Source organism: Flavonifractor sp., assembly GCF_019422385.1.
In the GTDB taxonomy this organism is placed as follows: Bacteria; Bacillota; Clostridia; order Oscillospirales; family Oscillospiraceae; genus Flavonifractor; species Flavonifractor avistercoris.
This window is the reverse complement of sequence record NZ_JAHZDL010000021.1, coordinates 16,897-28,390: the sequence shown is the minus strand read 5'-3', so window position 1 is coordinate 28,390 and position 11,494 is coordinate 16,897. Positions and strand designations below refer to the sequence as shown.

Annotated in this window: 10 protein-coding genes and 1 pseudogene; 6 read left to right on the top strand and 5 right to left on the bottom strand. The window is 66.4% G+C overall.

Annotation, left to right across the window (positions count from 1 at the left end):
- From QZ378_RS04745 to QZ378_RS04730, 4 genes and pseudogenes are all read left to right on the top strand, one after another.
- Positions 1-292: pseudogene (locus QZ378_RS04745) on the top strand (2-hydroxyglutaryl-CoA dehydratase); the annotation flags it as partial.
- Positions 293-402: 110 nt separating this feature from the next.
- Positions 403-1,743 (top strand): MATE family efflux transporter, encoded by a 1,341-nt coding sequence (locus QZ378_RS04740; protein WP_291257477.1) that lies wholly within the window; start codon positions 403-405, stop codon positions 1,741-1,743.
- A gap of 143 nt (positions 1,744-1,886) precedes the next feature.
- A complete protein-coding gene (locus QZ378_RS04735) occupies positions 1,887-4,265 on the top strand; it encodes a phosphoketolase (protein ID WP_291257479.1) in 2,379 nt (792 codons plus the stop codon).
- 99 nt (positions 4,266-4,364) lie between these two features.
- Positions 4,365-5,099 carry a phosphatase gene (locus QZ378_RS04730; RefSeq protein WP_291257476.1) on the top strand — a complete coding sequence of 245 codons (735 nt, stop codon included), beginning with the start codon at positions 4,365-4,367 and terminating at the stop codon, positions 5,097-5,099.
- A gap of 50 nt (positions 5,100-5,149) precedes the next feature.
- Here QZ378_RS04730 and QZ378_RS04725 read toward each other — a convergent pair whose 3' ends face one another.
- The 3 genes from QZ378_RS04725 to QZ378_RS04715 form a co-directional block, all read right to left on the bottom strand.
- Positions 5,150-6,040, bottom strand: a complete 891-nt coding sequence (locus QZ378_RS04725) for a DMT family transporter (RefSeq protein WP_291257475.1) — start codon at positions 6,038-6,040, stop codon at positions 5,150-5,152.
- Complete coding sequence (locus tag QZ378_RS04720; RefSeq protein WP_366935129.1) at positions 6,037-6,234, bottom strand: AraC family transcriptional regulator; 198 nt, start codon at positions 6,232-6,234, stop codon at positions 6,037-6,039. Before QZ378_RS04720 ends, QZ378_RS04725 begins: the two co-directional genes overlap by 4 nt.
- A gap of 108 nt (positions 6,235-6,342) precedes the next feature.
- Positions 6,343-7,476 (bottom strand): aldo/keto reductase, encoded by a 1,134-nt coding sequence (locus tag QZ378_RS04715; protein ID WP_291257474.1) that lies wholly within the window; start codon positions 7,474-7,476, stop codon positions 6,343-6,345.
- A gap of 78 nt (positions 7,477-7,554) precedes the next feature.
- On the opposite strand from QZ378_RS04715, the gene QZ378_RS04710 reads away from it, so the two are divergent.
- Entirely contained in the window at positions 7,555-7,734 is a 180-nt protein-coding gene (locus tag QZ378_RS04710) for a DUF6774 domain-containing protein (RefSeq protein WP_191379860.1), read from the top strand.
- Here the strand turns inward: QZ378_RS04710 and QZ378_RS04705 are convergent.
- The gene (locus tag QZ378_RS04705) at positions 7,731-8,585 is read right to left on the bottom strand and encodes a patatin family protein (protein WP_087241182.1); all 855 of its coding nucleotides are present in this window, start codon (positions 8,583-8,585) and stop codon (positions 7,731-7,733) included. The two genes, QZ378_RS04710 and QZ378_RS04705, sit on opposite strands and share 4 nt — an antisense overlap.
- Positions 8,586-8,762: 177 nt before the next feature.
- Between QZ378_RS04705 and QZ378_RS04700 the strand changes: the two genes are divergently transcribed.
- Complete coding sequence (locus tag QZ378_RS04700) at positions 8,763-9,533, top strand: sulfite exporter TauE/SafE family protein (RefSeq protein WP_291257473.1); 771 nt, start codon at positions 8,763-8,765, stop codon at positions 9,531-9,533.
- A 72-nt stretch (positions 9,534-9,605) separates the two neighbouring features.
- Here the strand turns inward: QZ378_RS04700 and QZ378_RS04695 are convergent, their stop codons facing one another.
- The gene (locus tag QZ378_RS04695; RefSeq protein ID WP_366935127.1) at positions 9,606-11,402 is read right to left on the bottom strand and encodes a DUF4261 domain-containing protein; all 1,797 of its coding nucleotides are present in this window, start codon (positions 11,400-11,402) and stop codon (positions 9,606-9,608) included.
- Between the last annotated feature and the right edge of the window lie 92 nt (positions 11,403-11,494).

Below are 11,494 nucleotides of genomic sequence, written 5' to 3'. Positions count from 1 at the left end.
GGGCGAGGGCTGGCTGCTCACCGCCGAGATGCTGGAGCTCATCCACTCCGGCACCCCCAACATCGTCTGCACCCAGCCCTTCGGCTGTCTGCCCAACCACATCGTGGGCAAGGGCATGCTGCGCAAGCTGAAGGACGACTATCCGTACAGCAATGTGGTGGCTATCGACTACGACCCCGGCGCCACCAAGATCAACCAGGAGAACCGCATCAAGCTGATGCTGGCCAACGCCAAGGGACTGGCCAGGCAGGAGGCGGAAAAGCGGGCGGCCGAGGGCGCCGTCCGCGCCTGAGACAAACAGATAGCCCCGCGGGCTGCCACGCCGCGGGGACGTGACGGGTATCGGGGCCAGCGCCCCGATACCCGTTTTTGCGGTATCAATTCCATTTGGAGGGATTTCATTTGGCGGAAAACAAGATGGCAGTCATGCCGGTGCGCCGGCTGCTGCTGAATATGGCCTGGCCCATGATGCTGTCCATGCTGATCCAGGCGCTGTACAACATGGTGGACAGCATGTTTGTGGCCCGGCTCAGCGCCGACGGCTTCGTGGCCCTCTCTCTGGTCTACCCCATCCAGACCCTGATGATCTCCATCTGCGTGGGGGTGGGGGTGGGCTACAACGCCCTGCTGGCCCGCCGGCTGGGGGAGGGCCGGCCGGAGGAGGCCAACCGGGTGGTGGCCCACGGCTATTTCCTCTACCTGGCATGCTGGGTGATCTTCCTGGTGCTGGGGATCACCATGGCCCGGCCCTTCATGGGGCTGTTCGCCCCCGGACAGCCCCAGGTGATCACCTACGGCGCCCAGTACCTGTCCATCGTCATCGGGGCCTCCGTGGGCGTGTGTATGCAGTTCGCCGGGGAGCGCACCCTCCAGGCCACCGGCAATACCGTGGGGCCCATGATCATCCAGGGCATCGGCGCGGTGGTCAACCTGATCCTGGATCCCCTGCTCATCTTCGGCATCGGCCCCTTCCCCCGCCTGGAGGTGGCCGGGGCGGCCATCGCCACCGTGCTGGGTCAGCTGGTGGGCATGACGGTGGGGCTGGTCATGGTGCGCCGGAACAGCCTGGTGCGCCTGTCCTTCCGGGGCTTCCGCCCCGACGGGGCCATCATCGGCCCCATTCTGCGGGTGGGCATACCCGCCTCCCTGGTGCAGGCCCTGGCCACGGTGATGAACCTGGGCATGAACCTGATCCTCCCCCTGTTCACCGCCTCCGGCGTGTTCATCCTGGGGGCCTACTTCAAGCTCCAGTCCTTCCTGTTCATGCCGGTCGCCGGCCTGAACAACGCCCTCATCCCCATCGTCAGCTTCAATTACGGCGCCCAGCAGCGGGAGCGCATCACCGGGGTCATCCGCTTCGCCCTGGCGGCGTCCATCGCCATCATGGCGGCGGGCACCGTGGTGATGGCCGTCCTGCCCGGCCCCCTGCTCCGGCTCTTTGAGGCCGACGCCGCCGTGCTGGCCGAGGGCGTCCCCGCCCTGCGGATGATCGCCCTGTCCTTTGTGTGCGCCGGGGTGTCGGTGATCCTCTGCGCCGCCCTCCAGGCCCTGGGGGCGGCCAATGCCAGCCTGGTGGTCTCCCTGCTGCGGCAGGTGGCCCTCCTCTTCCCCGCCGCCCTGCTCTTCGGCTTTCTCAGCCCCGGCCTGGTGTGGCTGTCCTTCCCGGTGGCCGAGGGGCTGTCCTGCCTGGCCGCGCTGTTCCTCTGCCGACGCACCGCCCGGCTGCGGCTGGCCGGCCTGTGAGCGCGGGAAATTTTACGTCCCCGCTCTTGACAGCGCCCGCCGCTCCGGTATAATGAGAATCGAATATCCCTGTTAAGGAGGTCGTCAGCTTGGCGAAAACGCCCAAGGAGCAGGCAAAACCCCCTGTGAAATCTTCCACCCGCATGTCCAAGAAGGGCCCCCTCACCCCGGAGCAGCTCCGCCGGGTGGACGCCTACTGGCGCGCGTCCAACTACCTGGCCGCCGGGCAGCTCTATCTGCTGGACAATCCCCTGCTGCGGGAGCCCCTGCGGCCGGAGCACCTGAAACCCACTCCGGTGGGCCACTGGGGCACCGTGCCGGGGCAGAATTTCATCTACACCCACCTCAACCGGGTGATCACCCGGTATGAGCTCAATATGATCTATGTCTCCGGCCCCGGCCACGGGGGGAGCGCCATGGTGGCCCAGACCTATCTGGAGGGCAGTTACAGCGAGCGCTATCCCAACGTGAGCCAAGATGAGGAGGGCATGCGCCGCCTGTTCCGGCAGTTTTCCTTCCCCGGCGGCATCGGCAGCCACTGCCCCCCCGAGACCCCCGGCTCCATCAACGAGGGGGGCGAGCTGGGCTACTCCCTGGCCCACGCCTTCGGCGCGGTGATGGACAACCCGGAGCTGATCGCCGCCTGCGTGGTGGGGGACGGGGAGGCGGAGACCGGCCCCCTGGCCGCCGCCTGGCACTCCAACAAATTCCTCAACCCCGCCTCCGACGGGGCGGTGCTCCCCATCCTCCACCTCAACGGCTACAAGATCTCCTCCCCCTCCCTCTTTGCCCGCATCACCCGCGAGGAGGTGGAGGACTTCTTCAAGGGCTGCGGCTGGACCCCCCGCTTTGTGGAGGGGGACGAGCCCGCCCAGATGCACCAGAAGATGGCCGCCGCCCTGGACTGGGCGGTACGGGAGATCCAGCGCATCCAGCAGGGCGCCCGGGAGTTCGGCGACACCAGCCGGCCCCGCTGGCCCATGATCGTGTTCCGCTCCCCCAAGGGGTGGACCTGCCCCAGGTCGGTGGAGGGGGTGCCGGTGGAGGGCACGTTCCGCACCCACCAGCTGCCGGTGGCGGTGGATGACGCCCATCCGGAGCGGCTGGCCGTCCTGGAGTCCTGGCTGCGCAGCTACCGGCCGGAGGAGATCTTCGATGCCGAAGGCGCGCCGGCCCCCGCCCTGCGGTCCTTCGCCCCCCAGGGGGAGCGGCGCATGGGGGCCAACCCCCACGCCAACGGCGGGCTGCTCCTGCGGGAGCTGCGCACACCCTCCTTCCCAAAATACGCCGTGGAGGTGCCCGCCCCCGGCTCTGTGTCCGCGGAGGACATGTCGGTGCTGGGGCAGTACATCCGGGACGTGGTGAAGCTGAACCAGAAGGCCCGCAATTTCCGCATCTTCTCCCCCGACGAGGCCCTGAGCAACAAGCTGGGGGCGGTCTTTGAGGTCACCGGCCGCCGGTGGAACGCGGAGCTGGAGAAGGGCGACGCGGGGCTCTCCCCCGACGGGCGCATCCTGGACGGCATGCTCTCCGAGCATATGTGCCAGGGCTGGCTGGAGGGCTATCTGCTCACCGGCCGCCACGGCGTCCTCAGCAGCTATGAGGCCTTCATCCGCATCGTGGACTCCATGGTGAGCCAGCATGCCAAGTGGCTCAAGGTGGCCCGGCAGCTGCCCTGGCGGCAGGATATCGCCTCCTTGAATTACCTGCTCACCTCCAACGTGTGGCAGCAGGATCACAACGGCTTCACCCACCAGGATCCCGGCTTCCTGGATCACGTGGCCAACAAGAAGGCGGACGTGGTACGGCTCTACCTGCCCCCCGACGCCAACTGCCTGCTCTCCTGCTTCGACCACTGCATCAAAAGCCGGAACTATATCAACGTGATCATCGCCTCCAAGCACCCCCGGCCCCAGTGGCTCACCATGGACGAGGCCATCAAGCACTGCACCCACGGCATCGGCATCTGGCAGTGGGCCTCCAACGACCAGGGGGCGGAGCCCGACGCGGTGCTGGCCTGCTGCGGCGACACTCCCACCCTGGAGACCCTGGCCGCCGTCACCATCCTGCGCCAGGCCCTGCCCGAGGTGCGCCTGCGGGTGGTGAACGTGGTGGATCTGATGAAGCTCCAGCCCCACACGGAGCACCCCCACGGCCTGACGGACGAGGACTACGACGTGCTCTTCACCCGGGACAAGCCCATCATCTTTGCCTTCCACGGCTATCCCTCCCTGGTGCACGAGCTGACCTACCGCCGCCACAACAAGAACATCCACGTCCGGGGCTACCGGGAGGAGGGCACCATTACCACCCCCTTCGACATGCGGGTGCTCAACGCCATCGACCGTTATGATCTGGTGATCGACACGGTAAAGCGGCTGCCCCAGCTTGGCAACCGGGGGGCCTTCCTGGTTCAGCGGATGAAGGACAAGCTGGTGGAGCACAAGCAGTATATCACTACCCACGGACAGGACATGCCTGAGATCCGCGACTGGAAGTGGAACGGCGGGGCGGGAATCTGACCCATACCCTGCCGTACAAGGGCCCGGCGCAGATGCGCCGGGCCCTTGCCTTTTTGCGCTTTTCCGGGTATGATAGAAGGGATAAAAAGGAGTGAGCCTATGAAATTTTTGCTGGACAGCCACACCCACACCCTGGCCAGCGGGCACGCCTACTGCACCCTGCTGGAGATGGTGCGGGCGGCGGCGGAGCGGGAACTGGAGCTCATCTGCATCACCGACCACGCCCCCGGCATGGAGCTGACCACACACAGGGACTATTTTCTCAACTTTAAGGTGATTGACCGGGAGATTTACGGCGTGAAGGTGCTGATGGGGGCGGAGCTCAATGTGATGGACTTCGACGGCACCGTGGATCTGCCCCCCAAGCTGCTGAACAACCTGGACATGGCCGTCGCCAGCCAGCACATCTGGTGCATGCCCCAGGGCGGCGATGCGGATGCCAACACCCAGGCCATGGTGCGCGCCATGGACACCTGCCCCAAAATCTGCATCCTGGGCCATCCGGACGACGGCCGCTATCCCCTGGACTATCCCGCCCTGGTGCGCTCCGCCGGGGAGCGGGACGTGCTGCTGGAGGTGAACAACACCTCCCTCTCCCCTGCCTGCTCCCGGGTCAACTCCACCGCCAACGTGAAGGAGATGCTGTCGGTCTGCCGCCGGGAGGGGGTGCCGGTGGTGGTGGGCAGCGACGCCCACTTCGTCTCCGCCGTGGGGGGCCACCAGTACGCCCAGGCCCTGCTGGAGGAGGTGGGATTCCCGGCGGAGCTGGTGCTCAACGGCGATCCCGCCGCTTTCCTGGCCCATCTGGAGCGGAGGCTGGGCCGCGGCAGCTGAAAAGCGGGTATAAAAAGGCGGGTTCCGCAGAGCGGAACCCGCCTTTGCTTTCAGGAGGCTGTGCCCTTTTTGTGCTCGGACAGCGCCAGCCCTGCCACCGTCAGGGCCGCACCCACAGCGGAGAGGGGCGTCACCGGCTCCCCCAGCACTAGGGCGGAGGTGGCCAGGGTGACCACCGGCACCAGATAGATGTAGGTGCTGGTCTTTACTGCCCCCAGCTTCCCCACGGCGAAGTTCCAGGTGACGAAGCACAGGGCGCAGGCTCCCAGGCCCAGGTACACCAAATTGAGCAGGTTCACCGGCTCCAGCACGGCCGCCAGGCTGGGCCGGAAGCCGAATATCAGCAGGGCGGGGAGCATGAACACCAGGCCGTAGGCGAAAATCCGCCGGGTGGTCTGCACCACCGGATAGCCGAAGGAGGAGATGTGCCGGGTGATCAGGGAGTAGGCCGACCAGATTGCCGCCGCCAGCAGGGCCAGCACATCCCCCCTGGGATCCAGCTTGAGCACGGCGCTGCCGTTGTAGGACAGCAGCACCACCCCAGCCAGGGCCACCGCCAGCCCGGCGAAAAAGGCGGGGCGCAGCTTCTCCCGCCGCAGCAGGAAGTGGGAGAACAGGGCGGTAAACACCGGGCTCACTGACACCAGCACCCCCACATTCGAGGCCAGAGTATAGGTCAGGGCGATGTTCTCCAGCAGGTAGTAGAGGGTAACGCCGCACAGCCCCGCCGCCGCGAACCACAGCTCCTGCCGCCGCTCCCCCAGCCGCAGACGCCGGGGATAGATCAGGCACAGGGCGAGGAAGCCCAGCACGAAGCGGAGAAAGAGGATCTCCACCGGCTGGAACGAGGTCAAAAGCACCTTGGTGGAGATGAAGGTGGTGCCCCAGATCAAAATGGTCAGCAGGGCGGCGCCGTGGCCCGCCCAGGCGGTCTGTCTCATGTCTGCTCCTTTCCCGCCTGAAACGCCGCCTGGTACTGGCCTGGGGGCAGGCCGATGAGGGGCTTAAAAAGGCGGTTGAAGTGGCTCTGGTCTGCAAAGCCGGCCCGGAGGGCCGCCTCCGCCGGGGGCGCAAACTGGGGCCGAAAGGCGCGGCCGGTGACTGCCTCCACCCCCAGCTCCCGATCCAGATACATTTGGCGCAGCTCCCGGTCCATGGTCTCCCCCCGTCATTCAGGATGTCCCCCAGTATACCAACCCACGGCGGTGCCGTCTTGTATCATATTGCGCTTTGGCCCCGGAGCTCACGGTCTGGGGACAGAGTCCAGTGCTGCCTGAGCCCGGGCCAGATCCGCCCGGATGGGCAGGTGCTGGGGACAAACCGCCTCGCACCTGCCGCAGCCCACACAGTGCTTTCCCTTGGCCTCGTCCTTGAGCACCACGTTCCAGGAGCGCCACAGCAGAGAGGCGTCCCGGCACTTGGCCAGTTTGTTCCACAGGCTGAAGTTCTCCGGGATATCCACCCCGGCGGGGCAGGGCATGCAGTACTCGCAACCGGTGCAGCCGTTGTTGATCCGCCGGCGGAGCTCATCTGCCGCCCGGGCCAGCAGTTCCGTCTCCTCCGGCTCCAGGGGGGTGAAGCCGGCAAAGGTGGCCAGGTTCTCCTCCACCTGGGCCATGCTGCCCATGCCGCTGAGGACGGTGAGCACACCCGGCAGGCTGGCAGCCCACCGAAGGGCCCAGCCGGCGGGAGTCCGCTCCGGCCGGGCGGTGCGGAGCAGTTCCTCCACCTCCTCCGGCGGGGCGGCCAGCAGGCCCCCCTTTACCGGCTCCATCACCACCACCGGCACGCCCATGCGCTCCGCCAGGTGATAGCCCTTCAGCCCCGCCTGCTCCTCCGTGTCCAGGTAGTTGAGCTGGAGCTGGCAGAAGTCCCACTGCCGGGCGGTGAGGATCTCCTCAAATGCCTCATAGCTGTCGTGGAAGGAGAAGCCCAGCCGGCGGATTTTCCCCTGCCGCTGCAGCTCCTCCGCCCACTCCACCAGGTCCTGCTCCTTCACCGCCTGCCACCGCTTCCGATCCAGTGCGTGGAACAGGTAGAAGTCAAAATAGCCGGTGCGCAGCCGCTCCAGCTGGAGATCGAAGATCGCCTGGGCGTCCGATACGGACTCCACCTTCCATACCGGCAGCTTGGTGGCCAGGTAATAGCTGTCCCGGGGCACGCCCGCCAGGGCCCGGCCCAGAAAGCCCTCGCTCTGGCTGTCGTGGTAGTAGTGGGCGGTGTCGAAGTAGTTCACCCCGCCCTCCATAGCCCGGCGGAGCATGTCGGCCGCCTCCGCCTCCCGGATCTTCCCCTCCCCGTCGGTGGGGAAGCGCATTCCGCCGAAGCCCAGCAGGGACACCCGGGCATTCAGGCGCTTGTTTTCCCGATATTCCATAAAGCTCTCTCCTGTTCCGCCCCGCAAGGCACCCGGGGCCGCGTTTTTCCATAGGATGCTGGGAAAGGGGGAATGGGTATGCCGTCCCGCGCCGGGCCCTCCGGCGAAACTCTGGCGGCGGCCGCCACTCTGGCCGCCATCCAGCTCACCCAGGGCCGCACCAACGAGCAGGCCGCCGTGCTGGCCGCCTTCTTCACCACCCTGGGGGACGCCATCGCCCTCATCGCCGCCCAGCGCGCCGCCCTGGAGGGGGACTAGTCCCCCTTCAGGAAGGCCTCCGCCTCGTCCAGCCGGGCCAGGCCCTGATCCCAGCCGTCCTTCCACAGGGCCTTGATCTTGTCCACGTCCCGCTCGGTGCGGTGAAAGCCCTCGGTGCTGGTGGGGGTGAACACCAGGGCCCGCCCCTCCCGCTCCAGCCGGAAGAGCTTCTGCCGGGCCTCGTTATAGGCGTCCGCCCGGCGGCGCATGGTGTCGCAGAACTTCGGGTACTTCCGGTAGGCCAGGTCGATGAGGGGCTGGAGCTTCTCCGGCCGGCGGACGTACTCCCGCTCCCGGGTGAGCACCACGATCACCCGGTCGCACCCCTTGGCAAAGGCCCGCTCATAGGGGATGGCGTCCGCCGCCCCGCCGTCCATGCAGGGTCTGCCCTGGATGTGGAACACGGGGAACAGAAAGGGCAGGGCACAGGTGGCCTGGAGCAGCTTGAACTTGTCGTCCCGCCGGTCCAGGGGGAAATACTCCGCCGCCCCGGTGTCCAGGTTGGTCACCACCGCCTCCACCTCCCCGGGATAGGCGGCAAAGGTGTCGTAGTCAAAGGGGACGAGCTGGTTGGGAATGGTGGAATAGACGAACTCCAGACCGAAGTAGGCCCGGTTGTCCCGGCGGAGCAGGTTGCCCATGCCCATATACCGCTTGTCGTTGATGTAGTTGACCATGATGTCCAGGTTGCGGCGGGGCTGCCGGGACACATAGCTGACACCGTAGGCGATGCCGGCGGACACGCCGATGACATAGTCCGTCATGAGACTCCGGGTGAGCAGCGCGTCGCACACGCCGGTGGAGTAGATGGTGCGCACCGCGCCGCCCTCCAGAACCATTCCAGTTTTCATGGGCGTTCACTTCCTTCTTTGATGCCCTCTATTATACGGCAATCCCAGCCGGGCTGTAAAGGCATTCTTGACAAGCGTGCATTTCGTATTATAATAATATTGTTGTTTTTCCGCCATTGGGGCCTTGAAAGCCGGGGATTTCAAGGCCCCATGTTTGTATTCCAGGGGGGCCAAGCCATGCTCGTCAAGTTCCTTGTCTGTGTTCTGGCCGGTCTGGGCGCCGGCATCGGCACCGGACTGGCGGGCCTGTCCGCGGCCGCCGTGATCTCCCCCATGCTGGTCACCTTCCTGGGCTTCCCCTCCTATCAGGCGGTTGCCATCTCCCTGGCCTCTGACGTGCTGGCCTCGGCGGTGTCCGCCTACACCTATGGCAGGCACAAAAACCTGGATATCAAAAACGGCTCCCTGATGCTGGGGGTGGTACTGGTTCTCACCCTGGTGGGCAGCCTGGTGGCCTTCCAGATGCCCAACGACACCATGAGCACCTTCTCCGTGCTCATGACCCTGGTGCTGGGCCTCCGGTTCATCATCTGCCCTGTCACTGCCACCCACAGTCTCTTTCCCAACAGCGGCCGGGCCATCCGCATCACCGAGTCGGTGGTGTGCGGCATCGTCATCGGCTTTATCTGCGGCTTTATCGGCGCCGGCGGCGGCATGATGATGCTGCTGGTCTTTACCACCGTGCTGGGGTACGAGCTCAAGACCGCCGTGGGCACCAGCGTGTTCATCATGACCTTCACCGCCCTCACCGGGGCGGTGTCCCACGTGGCCATCGGCGGCTCCCTGGATCTCTTTGCCCTGGTGGTGTGCGCGGCCGTCACCCTGGTCGCCGCCCAGGTCTCGGCGGTCTTCGCCAACCGGGCCGAGCCCCGGATCCTGAACAAGGTCACCGGCGGGGTGCTGGCCGTTCTGGGCACCGTCATGCTGGCCGTCCATGTCCTCTTTTAACCCGCAGTACAGCAGAGCGCGGCCCCGCGGAAATCCGCGGGGCCGCGCTCTGCTTCTCTTCTTTTCTTTGTCTTATTCCTGTTCCGCAGAGGGCTCCTCCGGATAGGGGATTTTCAGGGTCATGCCGTCGAGCCACAGGCCCGCGCTGCGGGTGATGGGCAGCCGCTGTCCCTCTGAAAAGCCGATGGTCTCGCCATCCTGGAAGGTCACATCCTCCTCCAGGACATAGAGGGTGATGTCGATGAGGAAGCTGCGCAGGGCGTCGGGCTCGGCCCCCGACTCGGGCACCTCGATCTCGTCCTTGCCGAAGCTGCGCAGGCCGTCGGTGTAGGCCGCCATCCCCCCGTCTGTGCGGTACAGGCCGAACCACACCAGGTTGAGCAGGGGCAGCTCCCCGTCCTCCGCCATCTGCGCGGCCTCGGTATAGAACTCCGGCTGATACACGGTTCCGTTGGCGTAGACGCCCAGCACCCCCGCCTGTCGGCAGGCGGCGCACACCAGCTTGACCTGGAGGGTTCCCGCCGCCCGTGGATCCTTCTCCCGGCCCAGGACGGACACCAGCAGCTGCCCCCTGTGGCGGGCGGCCGTCTCGGCGGCCGAACGCCACAGGTAGTTGTGCTCCGCGTTCTGCTCCGCCTCCCCCTGGGGCACCGGGAAGGGGTAGAGGCTCACCGCCGCCGTCATGCCGTCCACGTCAAACAGCAGGGTGCTGCCGCCATCCTCTCCCTCCCGCTCCTCGGTGATGCATGGGATGCCCCAGCCGTCCCGGAGATCCCGCTTGAACTGGTCTGCGTCCCACTCCGGCTTCTCCAGGAGAACAAAGGCCAGGAAGGTGCCCCCCGCCCCCGGACGTTCCAGGGCGGGCTGCCCCTCTCCGGACAGCGTAAAGTCCGGCTCAAAGCTGACCAGCTGGTGGTCATCCCCCGCCCGGAAGCACAGCCGGAGCTTCCGATCCGGCTGAATGGCAAACCACGACAGGGCCATGCCCTCGGTGCCCACGCCCGCCTCCACCGAAAGGAAGGTGAGCCCCCGCCGCTCCAGGGCGGGCAGCCGGTTCACCAGCGAGACAACCCAGCTCACCGGCACCTTGGACAGGGAGGCCTCGTTGCCGAAGTAGCGGCCCAGCAGCGCCCCGTCCCCGTAGGGCATGGTAAAGGTGCAGTAGGGGGCGTCGGCCTCCCACTCGGTGGGGCGGAGCACATCCTTGACGGCAGCCAGGTTCTCCTCGTCGCGCAGGATGCACGCGATGGCCCGCCGCTTGTCGTCGGCATTCTCGTCCTCCCCCGCCTGAAGCCGCCGGTCTGCCTCCGGGTCGATCCAGTGGAACTCCATCTCCTCCAGGCTGCGGCCCTCCCGGATCTCCCGGGCCAGGGTGGTGAACTCGTAGTCGCCGGGCTCCAGCGCCAGGCCCCGCTCCACCGCCTCCAGGGCGCCCTCCCGGTCGCCGAAGTGGCTGCGCAGCTTGCCCAGCTGGAGCCAGCCCCAGACATACTCCGGCTCGGTCTCCACCCCTTTCCGGGCATAGTCCAGGGCCTCCTCCAGCCGGCCGCAGTACAGCAGGGCGCAGGAATAGCGGTAGTACCACATGCCGCACCCAGCGGCCCGGGCCGCCTCCTCCGAGGCGGGCATCCACCGTGCCGCCCTGTAGTAATACTCATACTCGTCGATGTTGTTGCAGGCGTAGGAGTACCAGAGGGCCACATCCAGATCCGCCCCGGCCTCCTCCTGGGTGAACTCCCCCCGGCGCACTCCCTCCCGGATGCGCTCCTCCAGGTAGTCCAGCATCTTGTAAAAGTAGCCCGAGGCGCCCTCGTGCATCGCCTCCAGCTGCTCCACATCCTCCGGGGTCAGTATATGGCGCGCTGTCATATCCATCCCTCCCGCTCCTGATTGGTGTATGGATATTATAGCAAACCTGTCCGCAAATGTCATCCTTCTCTTGCAAGTGCCGGCAGAACGTG